Raw genomic sequence first — 18,309 nt, 5'->3', positions numbered from 1 at the left:
GTGGTGCTTGAAGGGGCCACGCCCCAATGGCGGGCCTGGCGTCATGCTCCCCGTCCACCCCGGGTGCCGTCCTTTCATCGACATGAAATCCGTCTGAAATCAGCCTGAAACCCGCCGGGAACCCGCACTCTGCCGGCCACGGCGGGGCACCATCCGTCCATGTCCGACGCCGCCGCTCCGCCCAGCCCCATCTCGCCGGCCGCACAGCAGGCTTCAGCGTCATCCTTGGCGCCAGCCGCCCCCACGCTTCAGTACCGCTTTGGCGACTTCAAGCTTCTGCCTGCTGAACGGCTGCTCGTCCGCCGCGGCGCAGCCGTCGCGCTGACGGCCCGCGCCTTCCGCCTCCTGGTGGAACTGGTGTCCCATGGTGGCCGCCTGCTTTCCAAAGACGAACTGATGCAGCGCGTCTGGCCCGGCGTGGTGGTGGAAGACAACAACCTCGCGGTCCAGATCGCCACCTTGCGTAAGGTGCTGGGCGCGCAGGCCATCGTCACCATCGCTGGATGCGGCTACCGCTTTGCGCTGGAGGTTGCGGAAATCACCGCCGACCCTGTGCCCGCTGGCAACCGGCCTGGCAACCTTCCGCAGCGCCTGCCGCCGTTGGTGGGGCGCACCGAAGAACTGGCCGCCGTGCTCCGCTTGCTGGCTGACGCGCCGCTCCTGACGCTGTGCGGCGAAGCCGGTGTGGGCAAGACCCGCCTGGCCCAGGCCGCCGCGCTGGCCGCGCGCGATACCTATAGCGATGGCGCCTGGTGGATCGACTTGGCTGCCTTGCCCGCAAGCGCCGAACTCGCAGCCAACACCGGCATGCCGGACAGCGCCGGGGAATTTGTGGGCGCCACCGTGACCGACGCCGTCGGGCGGGCGCTTGGCCTGAGCTTGCCTGACACGGGGGACCGGCTCGCGGCATTGGCCAGCCGACTGGCGGTGGCCTCGCTGCTGCTGGTGTTGGACAACGCGGAGCATTTGAGCGACGAGGCCGGCCGCGTGGCAGAAACACTGGTGCGCGCCACCCCAGGCGTGGCGGTCTTGGTCACCAGCCAGCAGCCGCTACGGGTGGAGGGCGAACGGGTGATGCGGCTCACGGCGCTCCCCGTGGCGGAAGCCGTGACCTTGCTGGCCGCCCGGGCGAATGTGGACACAAGCGAAGGCGGGGATCCGGCGGCCGTCTGGCGTGGCCAAGAAGCCGAGGCAGCTGCCCGCATCTGCCACCGGCTCGACTGCAATCCCTTGGCCATCCAACTGGCCGCCGCGCGGCTGCATGCGTTGGGGCTGGAGGGGTTGGAGGCCAGGCTGCCGCAGCGGCTGTCCCTGCTGGCGCCTGGGGAGCCGGCCCGGGCAACGCGCCGCAACGCGTTGGTGTCGGCACTGGCGTGGTCCTGCGAGTTGCTGTCAGACCGGGAGCGCCTTGTGCTGCGCCGGCTCAGTGTGTTCCCGGCGAGTTTCTCGATGGAGTCCGCCGCGCTCACGCTGGCCGACGACCTGCTGCCGGCTGCGCGGGTCATCGAGACGGTGCTGGCGTTGGTGGACCGTTCGTTGATCCATGTGGATACCGCCACGCCCCGCCGCCTGCGGCTGCTGGAGACGATGCGGCTCTATGCCCATGAGCAGTTGGAGGAGGCCGGCGAATCGCATGCCATGCGGGGGCGCTGGTGTGCAGGGATGCGGTGGCTCTTTGATGAGGCCTACGAGGAATACTGGCGTCTGCCCCAGGCCGCCTGGCGGGCACGTTATGAACCGGAGCTTCCCACGCTCTGGGCCTTGATGGCCGAGGCACTGACGCATTGCCCGGATCAGGCGGTGGCGCTGTTTGCATCATCATGGCCTGTATGGGTGGTCGGCCCGACCCAGGCGCAGGCGCGGGCCTTCGCGCAGCGCTTGGTGCCGCTGGCGGAGGAGCAGCCTGAGGCGGTCGTGCGGGCGCGATTCTGGGAAGCGATGGCCCGTGGACATGCGGTAGATCATCCGGCCATGGCCCGCGATGCCGCCCAGCGGGCGGCGACCCTCTATCGGGCGCTGGGAGACCCCCGCGGCGAATACCTGGCGCAGGTGGAGCTGGCGTTCAACTGGCGCGTGGACGGCGCCGCGGCTCGGGATGCGATGGACGCGGCCAAGGCGTTGGAAGATCTGCGCTGGCCAGCCACGGTGCTGGAGCGAGGGTGGTCCACGGAGGCCACCTTGCTCACCAGCGCCGGTGACCACGATGGCGCGCGGCGCGCCTTCGAAGCGGTGGTGGAGGTCTGCCAGCGTGATGGCCATGAAGGCGGGCTGGTGCGCGCTCTGGCCAACCTGGCCGACCTGACGCGCGCAGCAGGCCATATTGATGACGCGGTGGTCCAGGGGCAAGCGCTGCGCCAGCGGATGGCGGCAGCGCCTCCCTCCGCCCTGTACGCCAATGTGCTGAGCAATCTCATCGGCGCGCTGCTGGAGCAGGGGGACGGCATTGAGGCGCGGGCAGTGGCGGATGAATGCGCGCGGCGTCTTGGGCCGTTGCTGTATGACTCCTGCCTGTGGTCGGCGCTGGATACCCTCGGCCGGTTGCACCTCGTCGAGGGACATCCCGAGACAGCCGCGCGGTTGGCCGGCGCTTCAGACCGGGCGCTGCGTGTTCATGGTCAGCATGCGCGCCAGCCCAACGAGGCGCGTGACCGCGCCGTGCTGGAGGCAGGCCTGGCATCGGCGCTGGATGCGCAACGCGTCGCGGCCCTGCGGGCAGAAGGTGAGCGGATGGATGAGGGGAGGGCGCTGGGTTTGGCGCTCCAGCCCCTCACGCCACCCGATCAGGCCACCATCAGTTCACCGGTTGCCACAGCACATTCAGCACGCCGGCCGCACTAGGCGTCCAGCCAGCGCCCCGCCAGGCGGTATGCGCTTGCAGGCAGCGATAACGCTGCCCCTGGAAGCTCACGATCTGGCCCACCGTGTATCCGTCGCCTTCCACCCAAGCCTTGGTGGAGCTCCCGCTATCGCTGCCGGCGGCTGGCGGAGTGGTGGAGGGTGGTGTTGTGGTGGCCGGCAGCACGATGTCCAGGACATGCGTCACGCCGAGCGCGGCTGGGCGGGCATACACGTCCATCACCGTCAGGCCGCTGGGCACCGTCACCTGGCCGCCTTGCAAAGCGCCGACCTGCACATAGGCGGAGCGCTGGTTGACCAGGGTGGCGATCTGGGTGAGCCAACTGGCTGGTGGTGTGGCCGATGTCAGGGTCAGGGTGATGGTCTCGAGATCCGCCCCTTGGCGGTCAAAGACACGCAGCTTGACCAGGCTCCGGGCCGGCAGCGTTTGCGCGGCGGAGACCTGGCCGATTTGCGTCAGTGCAGACGGGAGCGAGGGCGGCGTGGCGCCGCCGCCGAAGTCCACGTCGGAGCAGCCATAAAAGGCCTCGCCGCTGTCGGAGCGTTGCCAGATGGAATACAGCACGTGTTTGCCGGTGCGCTTGGGCAAGGTGAGCCGCATGGTGTAGCGGTTGCCTTCCGTCACCATCTGGTTGGGGCCCAGTTCGGCGACCTGATCCAGGTCGGACCATCGCAGGGGGCTGGCCGTGGGGTTGAAGCCGTCCCGGGTCAGGTAGAACTTCCAGTTCAGGGTGCGATGGGGGGCCGAGGCGTGATAACGGAACTCATATTGGCCGTCCGTGCCCGGGGACCAGGGCGTGGCCACCCAGTCCGCACGAGCCAGATCGAAGCCCTTGAATTTTTCCTGGCCGCCGGCGCAGAGCTGAAGGTTGGGGACCACAGCCTGGTGGTTTCCGTGTGCCTGCCCCTGGTTCACCCCGTTCCAGTCATAGAGGGCCTGGGCGCCACCAGCCGCCACGGCAGCCTGGCAGGCGGGGAGTGTGGGATTCTTGTAGCAGTTGTAGACCCGGGCGATGGGGAATTCGGGGGCGCCATGCGCGTGGGCGGCGGGCGCTTGCAGGATGGACAGACCCAGCAGGGCGGTAACGCCGCCCAGGCGAAGAGGGAAGTTCATGGCTCAGAAGTAGGAGTTGAGCCAGAGATTGTTGGAACAATCCTTTGTCTGGGCACTAGTTCATCTTGAGGTAAGTTGAGTTTGGTATGGCTTGATTAAGTGTTTAATCGCACAGCCGCATTGGCGCGGCCTTCTTTCATGACGTACTTGAAGTGCATTCCGATCGGATCGTCGTTTAACCGGATCTCCAATACTCCCAGGCAAGTGGAAGTTGGAATGTTTGGAGCCTATTGAATAATTCTCATGAAACGCAAAAGAATCCTTCCTGGCGACGTCTTTTCGATTGCCTTTCCTGGTGGCAGGTACGGCTATGGAATTCGAGGTGGTGGCGCCGAAGGCCCACTGCTGAAGCTTTGGTGGGCTCTAATGACACGAATACTTAACCTTGTGAAGTGAGTTGAAATTGAAATATCGCCAATCCTTTCTATATGAGAACCAATCGGTCACTTCTGCAATGCGGCTGGTGATTGAACCTTGGGGGGAGCTCTATGTCATTAAGCCGGGGGACAGTGTTGAGGTGGTGGCATGGGCGAACGAGCCCGACTTGACCTTTGAAATCCATCAAGACGTAAGCAAACTGAAAATATTCTGGTCAGGCGAGACCGTCGAGATCTTTCGCGACGGGCAGTTGGTTGAACAGAGCCCTCAATAGCGGAAGTGGGGCGAAGTCCGCTGGGCGCCTGTAGATGTTTGCCGACGGTAATTTTTTAGGCTTCGCGACGCGCGAAGGGAATATCATGTACGTCGGTAGTCCTGGCCCTTGAGGCGAAGGCTACAGTTCAAACCTAGCCAGAAGCCAACCATGCGCCTCGATCTCACCACCCTCAACCTCGTCTTGGCCATCGAACAGACCCGGTCCATCACCCGGGGTGCCGAGCGCGAGCATCTGGCGCTGGCGGCTGCCAGCAAACGAATTTCGGACCTCGAGACCCGTCTCGGCGTCCAGCTCTTCGAGCGTCGCGCCCGCGGCGTGGAGCCCACCGAGGCCTGCCGCGCCCTGGTGCGCCACATCCGCTCGCTGCATGCCTCCCTGCACGCGCTCGAAAGCGAGGTGGTTGAATTTGCCCGAGGCATCAAGGGGCACCTTCGCATCGCCGCCAACGCTGGCGCCATCGCCGAAGCCCTGCCGCCCGACCTCGCGGCCTTCTCGCAAGCCCACCCCCAGATCCGCATCAGCCTGGAAGACCAGACCAGCACCGAGGTGCAGGCCGCCGTGGCCGAAGGCCGTGCCGATGTGGGTGTGTTCACCACCCCGTTGCTCGACAACCGCCTGCAGACCTGGTCCTACCGCCAGGGCCGCCTGTCCGTGCTGGTGCCCAAAGGCCATGTGCTGGCCGACCGCAGCTCGGTGACGTTCGACGACCTGCTGGACCACGACCTCGTGGGTCTGCACAGCGGGGCCGCCGCGCAGGAGTTGATGCTGCAGGAAGCCATGGCCCGCGGCCGCACGCTCAAGGCCCGCCTGCAGGTGCGCGGCTTTGATGCCATTGCCCAGCTGGTGGAAGCCGGCATGGGCGTGGCCGTGCTGCCGGACGCGCCGGCCCGCCGTTTTGCGCAAGTGTTTGAAGTGAAGCGCCTGGACCTGGATGAAGCCTGGGCCCGGCGCGACTATGTTCTGGGTGTGGCGCGCCAGGAGCGCCTGCCCACGGTGGTGCAGCGCTTTGTTGACGCGCTGTGCCCGCCTCCCGCCAAGTGATTCGCCCAGCGATCCGCCAAGTGACCCCGAAGTGATGGAGAGTCCCATGACCACCCCCCACGCCACCCCACGCACCCTCTACGACAAGCTCTGGGACGAGCACGTGGTGCACACGGAAGAAGACGGCACTGCCGTGCTCTACATCGACCGCCACCTGGTGCACGAAGTGACCAGCCCCCAGGCGTTCGAAGGCCTGGATATCGCCGGCCGCAAGGTCTGGCGCCTCTCCGCCAACCTGGCGGTGAGCGACCACAATGTACCCACCACCGACCGCAGCGAAGGCATTGCCGACCCCATCTCGCGCCTGCAGGTCGACACGCTGGACGCCAACTGCGACCGCTTCGGCATCACGCAGTTCAAGATGAGCGACCGCCGCCAGGGCATCGTGCACGTGATCGGCCCGGAGCAGGGCGCCACGCTGCCCGGCATGACTGTCGTCTGCGGTGACAGCCACACCTCCACCCATGGCGCTTTCGGCGCCTTGGCCCATGGCATCGGCACCTCCGAAGTCGAGCATGTGCTGGCCACCCAGACCCTGCTGGCCAAGAAGGCCAAGAACATGCTGATCAAGGTGGACGGTCAGGTGGCGCCGGGTGTGGGCGCCAAGGACATCGTGCTGGCCATCATCGGCCGCATCGGCACTGCTGGTGGCACGGGCTACACCATCGAATTCGCCGGCACCGCCATCCGCGCACTCAGCATGGAAGGCCGCATGACCGTCTGCAACATGGCCATTGAGGCGGGTGCTCGCGCCGGCCTGATCGCCGTGGACGACACCACCGTGCAATATGTGAAGGGCCGCCCGTTCTCGCCCAACGGCGTCGAATGGGAGCAGGCCGTCCAGTACTGGCGCACGCTGCACTCGGATGCTGGCGCGAAGTTCGACAAGGTCGTCGAGCTGGATGCCGCGCAGATCCGCCCGCAGGTCACCTGGGGCACGTCGCCGGAGATGGTCCTCTCCATCGACGACCGTGTGCCGGACCCCGACAAGGAAAAGGACGCCGTCAAGCGCGGCGCCATCGAGCGCGCGCTGCAGTACATGGCGCTGGAGCCCAACAAGGCGATCAACGACATCCGCATCGACAAGGTCTTCATCGGCTCCTGCACCAACAGCCGCATTGAAGACATGCGCGAGGCCGCTGCCGTGGTGAAGCGCCTTGGTGGGCGTATTGCCGCCAACGTCAAGCTGGCCCTGGTGGTGCCGGGCTCCGGCCTGGTGAAGGCGCAGGCCGAGGCCGAAGGCCTGGACCAGATCTTCAAGTCCGCCGGTTTCGAGTGGCGCGAGCCGGGCTGCTCCATGTGCCTGGCCATGAACGCCGACCGGCTGGAGCCGGGCGAACGTTGTGCCTCCACCAGCAACCGCAACTTCGAAGGCCGGCAGGGCGCGGGAGGCCGCACCCACCTCGTCAGCCCGGCCATGGCCGCCGCTGCCGCCATGGAAGGTCATTTCGTCGACGTGCGTCGTCTGGCTTGATGGCCCACCCCCTACGCGCTCCGCGTGCCCCCTCAAGAGGGTGGCACCCGTCGCCCGGCAAAGCCGGTTCGGCGGTGCCCGCAGGGGAATGCAATAACCAGCCCAGCTTCGGCTAACAGAGAGAGGCATCTCCATGGACAAGTTCACCATTCACAAGGGCCTGGTCGCCCCGATGGACCGTGAGAACGTCGATACCGACGCGATCATCCCCAAGCAGTTCCTGAAGTCGATCAAGCGCACCGGCTTCGGCCCCAACCTGTTCGACGAGTGGCGCTATCTGGACCATGGCGAACCCGGCCAGGACCCGTCCAGCCGCAAGCTCAATCCGGACTTCGTGCTGAACCAGCCGCGCTACCAGGGCGCCTCGGTGCTGATCGCCCGGGCCAACTTCGGCTGCGGCTCCAGCCGCGAGCATGCGCCCTGGGCGCTGCAGCAATATGGCTTCCGCGCGCTGATCGCGCCGAGCTTCGCCGACATCTTCTTCAACAACACCTTCAAGAACGGCGTGCTGCCCATCGTGCTGCCGGAGAGCCAGGTGGCCCGACTGTTCGACGAGGTGCTGGCCTTCCCGGGCTACCAGTTGACGGTGGATCTGGCGCGCCAGGTGGTGGTGAAGCCGGATGGCGACGAACTGCCCTTTGATGTGCAGCCGTTCCGCAAGTACTGTCTGCTCAATGGCTTCGACGACATCGGCCTGACGCTGCGTCATGCGGACAAGATCAAGGCGTTCGAAGCCGAACGTATCGCCACCAAGCCGTGGCTGAATAATCGGGTCTGATATCGGTCTGATCCACCCAGGCGCGGGCTGCCGGCCGGCGCCTTTGACGTTTTCAACGCCTCCAGCCTGGTGCCGGTGGGGCAAGATCGCCAAGAAGGTCATTTATGAAAATTGCAGTTCTGCCGGGCGACGGCATTGGCACCGAGATCATTGCGGAGGCCGTCAAGGTCTTGAAGGTCCTGGACCTGCCGCTGGAGATGGAAACCGCGCCCGTGGGCGGTGCCGCCTACGAGGCCGCCGGCCATCCGCTGCCGGAAGCCACACTGACGCTGGCCCAGCAGGCGGACGCCGTGCTGTTCGGGGCCGTTGGCGACTGGAAGTACGACAAGCTGGAGCGCGCACTGCGCCCCGAGCAGGCCATCCTGGGCCTGCGCAAGGCATTGGGCCTGTTCGCCAACTTCCGCCCCGCCATCTGCTACGAGCAGCTCACGCATGCCTCCAGCCTCAAGCCCGAACTGGTGGCCGGCCTGGACATCCTGATCATCCGTGAACTGACCGGCGACATCTATTTCGGCCAGCCGCGCGGCCGCCGCACCGCCGTGGATGGTCATTTCCCCGGCAGCGAAGAAGCCTTCGACACCATGCGTTATTCGCGCCCGGAGATCGAGCGCATTGCCCACGTGGCCTTCCAGGCCGCCCGCCTGCGCAACCGCAAGGTCACCAGTGTGGACAAGGCCAATGTGCTGGAAACCTTCCAGTTCTGGAAGGATGTGGTCACCGAGGTGCATGCCCAGTACCCGGACGTGGAGCTGGACCACATGTATGTGGACAACGCCGCCATGCAGTTGGTCAAGGCGCCCAAGAAGTTCGACGTGGTGGTGACCGGCAACATGTTCGGCGACATCCTCTCGGACGAAGCCGCCATGCTGACCGGGTCCATCGGCATGCTGCCCTCGGCCTCGTTGGACAAGAACAACAAGGGTCTGTATGAACCCAGCCATGGCAGCGCCCCTGACATCGCGGGGAAGGGAATTGCCAATCCTCTGGCTACAATCCTCTCCGCTGCCATGATGCTCAAGTTCTCCCTCCACCAGCCCGAAGCCGCCGCTCGTATCGAGCACGCGGTTCAAGCGGTGCTGGCCCAGGGTCTGCGTACTGCGGACATCTGGAGCGAGGGCACCCAGAAGGTGAGCACGCGCGAGATGGGTGATGCGGTTGTTGCTGCAGTGAAAGCCGGTGCCAGCACCGGTGCGGCCACCATTACCACCACCAAAACCATCAAGAGCTAGTTCGCTCCGGTTCGTCTCGCCCCTGCACAAACCCGGCGAAGCGAGCCGGGCAGGACCTCCCAGGGTTTGTGTGCAGTCGGTGACCTCAAGCGAAAAAGGAACGCAAGATGACGACATTGGTAGGACTGGTGGGCTGGCGCGGCATGGTCGGCTCGGTGCTGATGGACCGCATGGCCCAGGAGCGCGATTTCGACCTGATCGAACCGCTGTTCTTCAGCACCTCGAACGCCGGCGGCAAGGCCCCCGCGTTCGCGAAGAACGAAACCCAGCTGCAAAGCGCCTTTGATATCGACCAGCTCAAGCGCTGCGAGATCATCATCACCTGCCAGGGCGGTGACTACACCACCGAGGTCTACCCCAAGCTGCGCGCCGCGGGCTGGACGGGCCACTGGATCGACGCCGCTTCCTCGCTGCGCATGGCGGGCAACGCCGTGATCGTGCTGGACCCGGTCAACATGCCAGTCATCAAGGATTCGCTTGCCAAGGGCGGCCGTGACTGGATCGGCGGCAACTGCACGGTCAGCTGCATGCTGATGGGCGTGGGCGCCCTGTACAAGGCGGGCCTGGTGGAGTGGATGTCCACCCAGACCTACCAGGCCGCATCCGGCGGCGGCGCGCAACACATGCGCGAACTGCTGACCCAATACGGCACGCTGAACGCTGAAGTGCGCGCCTTGCTGGACGACCCCAAGAGCGCCATCCTGGAAATCGACCGCAAGATCATCCAGAAGCAGCGCAGCCTCTCCGCTGACGAAATCGCCAACTTCGGTGTGCCGCTGGGCGGCTCGCTGATCCCCTGGATCGACAAGGACCTGGGCGACGGTCAGTCCAAGGAAGAGTGGAAGGGCATGGCTGAAACCAACAAGATCCTGGGGCAGGGCGAGGGCTTCGGCACCGCCGCCGTGCCGGTGGATGGTTTCTGCGTACGCGTGGGGGCCATGCGCTGCCACAGCCAGGCGCTGACCTTCAAGCTCAAGAAGGATGTGCCGCTGGCCGATATCGAAGCCATGATCGCCGCAGACAACGAATGGGTGAAGGTGGTGCCGAACACCCGTGAGGCCACCATTCGTGACCTGACGCCCGTGGCGGTGACCGGCACGATGACCATCCCGGTGGGGCGCCTGCGCAAGCTGGCGATGGGCCCCGAGTATCTCGGCGCCTTCACCGTGGGTGATCAGCTGCTGTGGGGCGCGGCCGAGCCGCTGCGCCGCATGCTGCGCATCTTGCTGGATCGCTGAACCTCAGGCCGGCGGCCGGGTAACACCGGTGGCTGGTTGTGACGTCGCCGGGCTACTTGTGCCCGTCTTGCGCCCGTTTTGTGCCATTTTTGGGGTGCAACGCGGGCGCGGTTCGTTGGTGCTGAGGTCGCCCAAAGTCGCCGGTAGGGCTTTTCGCGTTGCCGGCGCGCGACAAGCTGGTAACCGGCTGTGAACCATGGCCAGTTCATGGATGCTATTCAGGGTCTTTCTCAGCAACGGACCGTATATGCTTGCCAGCGTTGTGATTTTCTACCGCAGGAACGGAGCGGGCACTGCCAAACGCTCGCGTCACACAACAACAATACGTCATGACAGGCGGTCCAGTTTTAGGGCCGCTTTGTTGCTTTGGGGGACGCCTTGAAAAAACATTCGAGCGCTTATGCGCGATTTGCTCTGAGCCAGGTGGCTGCGGCCACCGCTCTGGCTTTGGCAGCAGGTTCGGCCTGGGGTTTGGGACTGGGCAAGTTGACGGTGCAATCGGCGCTGGGTGAAACCCTGCGTGCCGAGATCGACGTTACGAGCCTGAGCGCTGAGGAAGCAGCTTCGCTGAAGCTGAAGGTGGCGCCGCCCGAAACCTACCGCAGCACCGGCCTGGACTACAACGCCGTGCTGACCGGCACGCAGGTGACACTGGCGCGTCGTGCAGACGGCCGGCCTTACCTGCGCGTCTCCAGCGACCGTGCGGTGCAGGAGCCGTTCGTGGACGTGATCCTCGAACTGAACTGGACCAACGGCCGTCTGACCCGCGAATTCACGCTGCTGTTCGACCCGCCGTCGAACAATGTGGCCCGCAACAACGACACCACCACGTCGCCGGTGATCTCCGCGCCTGCCAGTACGGCACAGGGCACGGCTTCGACCAGCGCACCGGCCGTGTCGGGGTCGAACGGCCGCGCTGCTTCGGCGTCGCCAATGCCGCCGGCGCCTGCCGTGACGGCTCGCCCGAAGGCCAATGCACCGGCCCCGGCGGCGCAAGCCCCCGCGCCGGCCACTGGCGCCAGCGACTACACCGTCAAGCAGGGCGACACGCTGTCGCGCATTGCGTCCAAGACCCAGCCCTCGGGCGTGTCGCTGGATCAGATGCTGGTGGGCCTGTACCGCAACAACCCCGACGCGTTCATCAACAACAACATGAACCGGCTGAAGTCCGGTGCCGTGTTGCAGGTGCCCGGCAGCGACACGCTGAGCAGCATCACGCCGCAGGAAGCCCGTCAGGTCATCCAGGCGCAGAGCAGCGACTTCGGTGGCTACCGCGCCCGACTGGCTGAAGCCGCGCCGACCCTGAAGCAGACCGACAGCGAACGCCAGGCCAAGGGCCAGGTGCAAGCCGCTGTGGAAGAACGCAAGACCACCGCCGCCCCGACGCCGGACAAGCTGACCCTGAGCAAGGGTGCGGCCGCTGAAAAGGGTGAGGTCAAGGCGTCCAAGGACACCGAGAAGAAGGATTCGGCCGCTCGCGTGGCTGAGCTGACTCGCAACGTTGAAGAGCTGAAGAAGCTCAGCGCCGCGGCCAAGCCGGCTTCCGCCACCGCGCCGGCGGCATCGCCTGCACCGGCCCCCACGCCCGCGCCGGCGCCTGCCCCTGTGGCGGCATCGACACCGACGGTCACGGTGGCTGCCACCACCCCGGCACCCGCTTCGGCGCCCACAACGAGTGATGAATCGGCCGAGCCCGCTTCGGCACCGGTGGCGGCTTCGGCCCCCGTCGTGGCCAAGCCGATCCCGCAGCCCGAACCGCAAGAGCCGAGCCTGCTGGACACGCTGGGTGACTACCTGCCCGCCATTGGCGCCGGCTTGCTGGTCATCATCGGCGGCCTGGGTTACCGCAGCTGGAAGGCCAAGAAGGACGCGGCCAACCGTGGCGAGACCGCCTTTGCCGAAAGCCGCCTGGCGCCTGATTCTTTTTTCGGGCATAGCGGCGGCCAGCGCGTCGATACCCGTGATGGTGCGACGACCGGCCAGTCGTCCATGAGCTATTCGCTCAGCCAGCTGGACGCCATTGGTGACGTGGACCCAGTGGCGGAAGCTGACGTCTACCTCGCCTATGGCCGTGACCTCCAGGCTGAGGAAATCCTGAAGGAAGCGCTGCGGGCCAACCCCGAACGCCTGGCCATCCGCCTGAAGCTGCTCGAGGTCTACGGCAAGCGTCGTGACATCAAGGGCTTCGAGCAACTGGCCACCCAGCTGTATGCCGAGACCCGTGGTCAAGGTGAAGACTGGTCCAAGGTGCAGGAGCTGGGCCGTCAGGTGGACCCGGAAAATCCGCTGTACCAGCCGGGCGGCGCACCCGTCCTGCTGGGTGGTGACGATGAGGACCGTCCCGAGCCGATGAACGCGAGCACGCTGCCCGCCGCCGGCCTGGTGCCGCCGCCCGCCGCTTCGCGTGCTGCGGCTGCCGCAGCAGCGGCCGCCGTGGCCACGCCGGCACGCGACGCTGGCCCCTCCAGCCTGATGGACCTGGACCTGGATCTGGACTTGGGTTCCCCGCCCGCACCGGCCCCGGCCATGGCTGCGACCCAGGCGCTGCCCAGCGCCGTGAGCCAGCCGGCCATGGGCATGGATCTGGACCTGACCACGCCGCCGGCGGCCAAGTCGGCAGCGGCCGCCCGTGACGAACTCGAGTTCGACCTGGGTGATCTGGACAGCACGCCCGCTCCGGCGCCGAAGCGCACGGCGGCTCAAGCACCGGAGTCCCTGGACTTCGACCTGGGCGGCATCGACCTGGACCTGCCTTCGACCCCCAGCCACGCCCCGGGCCACGACCTGGACGTGAACTCGCTGGAGTTGCCGGACCTGGACGTGCCCGCACCGGCACAGGCCAAGGACACCATGAGCCTGGATGACCTGGGCGTGGACCTGGACAGCGTGGATCCCAACGACGACGAAGCGCTGCAGCGTCAACTCGAACTGGCTGAGGAATTCCGCCAGATCGGTGACACCGAGGGCGCCCGTGACGTGCTGCAGGAACTGGTGGGCAAGGCCTCCGGCCCGCTGCGCGACCGTGCCCAGGCGCTGTTGAACCAGCTGCGTTGAGGTCGTTGCTGCGCTGGACGCAGCTACACTGATCGAAGGGCGCTCGGCCAAGCCGGGTGCCCTTTTGTTTTTGGTGGGTTGGAGGGCAGGGCATGCGCGTGGCGCTGGGGGTGAGTTATCGCGGTGGGGCGTACAAGGGTTGGCAGAGCCAGCCTGGCGGCGGCACCGTGCAGGACGCGCTGGAGGCAGCGCTGAGCCAGTTTGCCGCGCAACCCATCCGCACCATCTGTGCCGGCCGCACCGACACAGGCGTGCATGGCTTGAACCAGGTGGTGCACTTCGATTCGCCGGTGGACCGGGATCCCTTCTCCTGGGTGCGCGGCACCAACCGCTATCTGCCATCCGACATTGCCGTCCAGTGGAGCGCCTTCCCGGGGGATGACTTCCATGCCCGTTTCCTGGCGCGTGGGCGGCGGTATTGCTACCTGCTGCTGGAATCAAATGTGCGCCCCGCCATCGAGCACGGCGCTGTCGGCTGGATTTTTCGCCCGCTGGATGGCGACGCGATGCGGGATGCGGCGGCCCGCCTGATCGGCGAACACGACTTCAGTTCCTTCCGCTCGGCGGAGTGCCAGGCAGCTTCGCCGGTGAAGCTGCTCAAGCGGATCGAGATCCATCGCCGGGGTGCGTACTGGCGCTTCGAGTTTGATGCTTCGGCCTTCCTGCATCACATGGTGCGCAACCTCATGGGTTGCCTGATCGCCGTGGGCAGCGGCAACCGACCGGCCGCCTGGATGGACGAGGTGCTGTCGGCGCGCTCGCGTGATGCGGCGGCACCGACCTTTGCGCCGGATGGCCTCTACTTCGTCGGGCCGTATTACGACGCGGAACTGAATCTGCCAGAACGTACGGCGGCGATGGACTGGCTCCCCTGACGACAGCCGCTGGATTCGGCCCCCGCCCGCAACGCCTTTGAGGGCCCCACCGGTCGCGGGGTGACATCCCTCCAAGGGCGGCGCTGCTCGGTGGGCTGTCTCGACGGGCCGGGCTCAGCGCACAATGGCCCCCATGAGCCGTACCCGAATCAAGATCTGCGGGCTGACCCGCGAAGCCGATGTGGACATCGCCGTGCAAGCTGGCGCGGATGCCATCGGCCTGGTGTTCTATGACAAGAGCCCGCGTGCCGTCACCGTGGCCCGCGCGGCCGAACTGGCGGGCCGGCTGCCGCCGTTCGTGACGCCGGTCGGCTTGTTCGTGAACGCGGACGCCAGCCTGATCGACGCTGCCTTGCAGGCACTGCCCACGCTCACCCTGCAATTCCATGGCGACGAAACCCCCGAGGCCTGCGAACGCTGGCAGCGCCCCTATTTGCGCGCGGCCCGCATGGCGCCCGGCTTTGATTTGTTAGACTTCGCCCATCGTTTCTCCAGCGCCCAGGCTGTCCTGCTCGATGCATTCGTCGAGGGGTATGGTGGGGGTGGAAAGGTGTTTGATTGGTCACTGCTGCCTCCAAGCGTTCCCTCTCCGGTCGTTTTGTCTGGTGGGTTGAGTGCAGCCAACGTGATCGATGGCGTGCTGAAGGTACGGCCCTGGGCCGTTGATGTCAGTTCCGGTGTCGAGGCCGCCAAGGGCCTCAAGGACGCCGAGAAGATCCGCCATTTCTGCAGCGCCGTGCGCGAGGCTGACCAGCAGATTGCTGCCCAGGCCCGCTCGTGAGCGTTGCCCGCACCTGAGGACGCACCATGTCTTCCCGACTTTCTGATTCCCTACGCCCCGATTCCCGACTCCCCGATTCCCGAGTCGCCGCCGACCGCTCCGGCGATATTCCTGCCTCGCTGACCACGCCGCTCGAGGGTTACGCGCAGCCTGACGCCGCAGGCCGTTTTGGCCCGGTACCCAACCCCGCGGCCAGCGGCTACTACGGTGGCCGCTTCGTGGCCGAGACGCTGATCCACGCGCTGGATGAGCTCAATGCCGCGTATGCCCGTTACAGCCAGGACCCGGAATTCATCCGCGAGTTCCAGTACGAATTGGCCCACTTCGTGGGGCGCCCCAGCCCCATCTATCACGCCAAGCGTCTGAGCACCGAGCTCGGTGGTGCGCAGATCTTCCTGAAGCGCGAAGACCTCAACCACACAGGCGCCCACAAGGTGAACAACACCATCGGGCAAGCCCTGCTGGCCCGTCGCATGGGCAAGAAGCGAGTGATTGCAGAAACCGGCGCCGGCCAGCATGGCGTGGCCACGGCCACCATCTGCGCCCGCTACGGCATGGAATGCGTGGTCTACATGGGTGCAGAAGACGTCAAGCGCCAGTCGCCCAACGTCTATCGCATGAACCTGCTGGGCGCCACCGTGGTGCCGGTGGAATCCGGTTCCCGCACCCTGAAGGACGCGCTCAATGAAGCGATGCGGGACTGGGTCACCAACATTGAAAGCACGTTCTACATCATCGGCACCGTGGCCGGCCCGCATCCCTATCCGATGATGGTGCGAGACTTCCAGCGCATCATCGGCGACGAGTGCCTGGTGCAGATGCCGGAGATGACGGGCCGCCAGCCGGATGCGGTCATCGCCTGCGTGGGGGGCGGCAGCAATGCCATCGGTATCTTCTATCCCTACATCCCGCACGCCGGTGTCCGGCTGATCGGGGTGGAGGCGGCGGGGCAGGGCGTGGATACGCCCCGGCATGCCGCCACGCTGACGGCCGGCTCGCCGGGCGTGCTGCACGGCAACCGCACCTATCTGCTGCAGGACGACAACGGCCAGATCATCGAGACCCATTCGATCTCGGCCGGCCTGGACTATCCGGGCGTCGGGCCTGAGCACGCCTACCTGAAGGACATCGGCCGGGCGGAATATGTCGGCGCCACGGATGCGGAGGCCCTGACCGCCTTCCATCGCCTGTGTCGTACCGAGGGCATCATTCCTGCGCTGGAGTCCAGCCATGCGCTGGCCCATGCCATCAAGATCGCCCCCACCATGCGGCCGGACCAGCACCTGTTGGTGAACCTGTCAGGCCGGGGGGACAAGGACATTGGCACGGTGGCCGATCTGTCCGGCGCCACGTATTTCGACCGCCCCTCCATGGCCGGGCATGCTGTCAAGGGAGGTGCCGAGCTGTCTGCCGCCGGCGCCAGCGCGACGAGCGCCACCAGCACGACGGGCAACACGAAGGGTGGTGCCCAATGAGCCGCATCCAAGCCACCTTCGAGCGCCTGCAAGCCGGCGGCCGCAAGGCGCTGATCCCTTATGTCACCGCTGGCGACCCCTATGCCGACGTGACCGTGGAGCTGATGCTGGCGATGGCCCGGGCCGGCGCCGACATCATCGAGCTGGGGGTGCCGTTCTCCGACCCCATGGCTGATGGCCCGGTGATCCAGCGGGCCAGCGAACGGGCGCTGGCCAAGGGTATCTCCCTGCGCCAGGTGCTGGGCATGGTGAGGGACTTCCGTGCCCAGGATGCCGACACGCCGGTGGTGCTCATGGGATATGCGAACCCGGTCGAGCGTTTTGGTGCCCAGGCCTTTGTCACGGAGGCCCGGGCGGCGGGTGTGGACGGGGTGCTGGTGGTGGATTACCCGCCGGAGGAGAGTGATGCCTTCGCCGGGATGCTCAAGGCCAACGGGCTGGACCCCATCTTCCTGCTGGCGCCCACGTCGACCGACGAGCGGGTGCAGCGCATTGGCGAGCTGGCCAGCGGTTACGTGTATTACGTGTCGCTCAAGGGCGTCACCGGGGCCGGCCACCTGGACACCAGCGCGGTGGCGGACGCCATGCCGCGCCTGCGCGCCCATGTGAAGATCCCGCTGGGGGTGGGTTTCGGCATCCGGGACGGTAAAACGGCGGCGGCCGTGGCGCGCGTATCGGACGCTGTGGTCATCGGTTCGGCACTCGTCCAACTCATCGAGGCCCAGACACGCGATAATGTCGCCAACCAGGCTGCGGCCTTCATCCGAGAAATCCGCCAAGCGTTGGACAGCTGATCCCTGATCAGTTGCCTGGCGCCCACCAAGGAGCCCGCCATGAGTTGGCTTGAGAAACTACTTCCGCCCAAGATCCAGCAGACCGACCCCGACCAGCGCCGCACGGTGCCGGAAGGCCTGTGGATCAAGTGCCCGTCCTGCGAAACCGTCCTGTACAAGACGGACCTGGAGCAGAACGTCAATGTCTGCCCCAAGTGCTCCCACCACCACCGTATCGGTGCGCGGGCCCGCCTGGACGCCTTCCTGGACGGCGAAGGCCGTTATGAAGTCGGCCAGGAAGTGCTGCCGGTGGACGCCCTGAAGTTCAAGGACAGCAAGAAGTATCCTGACCGGCTCAAGGAAGCGCTGGAATCGACCGGCGAGACGGACGCGCTGGTGGTCATGGGCGGTGCCGTGATGAGCGTGCCGGTCGTGGCGGCCTGCTTCGAGTTCGACTTCATGGGCGGCTCGATGGGTTCCGTGGTGGGTGAACGTTTCGCGCGTGGCGTGGAAACAGCCCTGGAACAGAAGACCCCGTTCATCTGTTTCACCGCCACCGGTGGCGCGCGTATGCAGGAAGGCCTGCTCTCGCTGATGCAGATGGCCAAGTCCAACGCGGCGTTGACCCGCCTGGCCAAGGCCCGGCTGCCCTACATCAGCGTATTGACCGACCCGACCATGGGTGGCGTGTCTGCGAGCTTCGCCTTCGTGGGAGACATCGTGATCGCCGAGCCCAAGGCGCTGATCGGCTTTGCCGGCCCGCGCGTGATTGAGAACACGGTGCGTGAAAAGCTCCCCGCCGGCTTCCAGCGGGCTGAATTCCTGCTGGAAAAGGGCGCCGTGGACATGATCGTCGACCGTCGCAAGCTGCGCGAAACCATCGCCCGCAGCCTGGCAATGCTGCAACGCCAAAGCGCCGACGCAGTAGCTTGAATGGGGCCCCCGGTTTTGGGCGCCTAGCGCGCC

The 18,309-nt window shown here is 66.1% G+C and carries 14 protein-coding genes; 13 read left to right on the top strand and 1 reads right to left on the bottom strand.

The genetic code is table 11. The features are described 5' to 3' along the window. Window positions 1–159: 159 nt before the first annotated feature. Window positions 160–2,838 (top strand): ATP-binding protein, encoded by a 2,679-nt coding sequence (locus tag BMY53_RS12145; protein ID WP_092946735.1) that lies wholly within the window; start codon window positions 160–162, stop codon window positions 2,836–2,838. Here the strand turns inward: BMY53_RS12145 and BMY53_RS12140 are convergent. Further along, entirely contained in the window at window positions 2,792–3,970 is a 1,179-nt protein-coding gene (locus BMY53_RS12140; RefSeq protein WP_092946734.1) for a lytic polysaccharide monooxygenase, read from the bottom strand. The genes BMY53_RS12145 and BMY53_RS12140 overlap by 47 nt on opposite strands. Window positions 3,971–4,373: 403 nt before the next feature. On the opposite strand from BMY53_RS12140, the gene BMY53_RS12135 reads away from it, so the two are divergent. From BMY53_RS12135 to accD, 12 genes are all read left to right on the top strand, one after another. After that, entirely contained in the window at window positions 4,374–4,622 is a 249-nt protein-coding gene (locus tag BMY53_RS12135; protein WP_143074041.1) for a hypothetical protein, read from the top strand. A gap of 150 nt (window positions 4,623–4,772) precedes the next feature. Beyond that, complete coding sequence (locus BMY53_RS12130) at window positions 4,773–5,666, top strand: LysR family transcriptional regulator (protein ID WP_092946732.1); 894 nt, start codon at window positions 4,773–4,775, stop codon at window positions 5,664–5,666. Between the two features lie 46 nt (window positions 5,667–5,712). Next, window positions 5,713–7,140, top strand: coding sequence for a 3-isopropylmalate dehydratase large subunit (gene leuC / locus BMY53_RS12125; RefSeq protein ID WP_092946731.1), 1,428 nt, complete (start codon window positions 5,713–5,715; stop codon window positions 7,138–7,140). A gap of 133 nt (window positions 7,141–7,273) precedes the next feature. Beyond that, the gene (leuD, locus tag BMY53_RS12120) at window positions 7,274–7,918 is read left to right on the top strand and encodes a 3-isopropylmalate dehydratase small subunit (protein WP_092946730.1); all 645 of its coding nucleotides are present in this window, start codon (window positions 7,274–7,276) and stop codon (window positions 7,916–7,918) included. A gap of 104 nt (window positions 7,919–8,022) precedes the next feature. Then, window positions 8,023–9,147 (top strand): 3-isopropylmalate dehydrogenase, encoded by a 1,125-nt coding sequence (leuB, locus tag BMY53_RS12115; RefSeq protein ID WP_092946729.1) that lies wholly within the window; start codon window positions 8,023–8,025, stop codon window positions 9,145–9,147. 107 nt (window positions 9,148–9,254) lie between these two features. Further along, a complete protein-coding gene (asd, locus tag BMY53_RS12110) occupies window positions 9,255–10,385 on the top strand; it encodes an aspartate-semialdehyde dehydrogenase (RefSeq protein ID WP_092946728.1) in 1,131 nt (376 codons plus the stop codon). A 378-nt stretch (window positions 10,386–10,763) separates the two neighbouring features. Further along, window positions 10,764–13,439 carry a motility hub landmark protein FimV gene (locus tag BMY53_RS12105; RefSeq protein WP_255370160.1) on the top strand — a complete coding sequence of 892 codons (2,676 nt, stop codon included), beginning with the start codon at window positions 10,764–10,766 and terminating at the stop codon, window positions 13,437–13,439. A 92-nt stretch (window positions 13,440–13,531) separates the two neighbouring features. After that, window positions 13,532–14,314 carry a tRNA pseudouridine(38-40) synthase TruA gene (truA, locus tag BMY53_RS12100; RefSeq protein WP_092946727.1) on the top strand — a complete coding sequence of 261 codons (783 nt, stop codon included), beginning with the start codon at window positions 13,532–13,534 and terminating at the stop codon, window positions 14,312–14,314. 133 nt (window positions 14,315–14,447) lie between these two features. Beyond that, window positions 14,448–15,095: a phosphoribosylanthranilate isomerase gene (locus BMY53_RS12095; RefSeq protein WP_404947873.1), complete on the top strand. Its 648-nt coding sequence runs from the start codon at window positions 14,448–14,450 to the stop codon at window positions 15,093–15,095. A gap of 26 nt (window positions 15,096–15,121) precedes the next feature. After that, window positions 15,122–16,570 (top strand): tryptophan synthase subunit beta, encoded by a 1,449-nt coding sequence (trpB, locus tag BMY53_RS12090; RefSeq protein WP_092946725.1) that lies wholly within the window; start codon window positions 15,122–15,124, stop codon window positions 16,568–16,570. Beyond that, the gene (gene trpA / locus BMY53_RS12085) at window positions 16,567–17,364 is read left to right on the top strand and encodes a tryptophan synthase subunit alpha (RefSeq protein WP_092946724.1); all 798 of its coding nucleotides are present in this window, start codon (window positions 16,567–16,569) and stop codon (window positions 17,362–17,364) included. The genes trpB and trpA overlap by 4 nt, the downstream gene beginning before the upstream one ends. 39 nt (window positions 17,365–17,403) lie before the next feature. Further along, window positions 17,404–18,276 carry an acetyl-CoA carboxylase, carboxyltransferase subunit beta gene (accD, locus tag BMY53_RS12080; RefSeq protein ID WP_092946723.1) on the top strand — a complete coding sequence of 291 codons (873 nt, stop codon included), beginning with the start codon at window positions 17,404–17,406 and terminating at the stop codon, window positions 18,274–18,276. Window positions 18,277–18,309 lie beyond the last annotated feature (33 nt).

Origin of the sequence: Roseateles sp. YR242 (genome assembly GCF_900109745.1) — a bacterium.
In the GTDB taxonomy this organism is placed as follows: domain Bacteria; phylum Pseudomonadota; class Gammaproteobacteria; order Burkholderiales; family Burkholderiaceae_C; genus Roseateles.
Note: the sequence above shows the minus strand (reverse complement) of the source record. Positions and strands in the feature narration are given on the sequence as shown.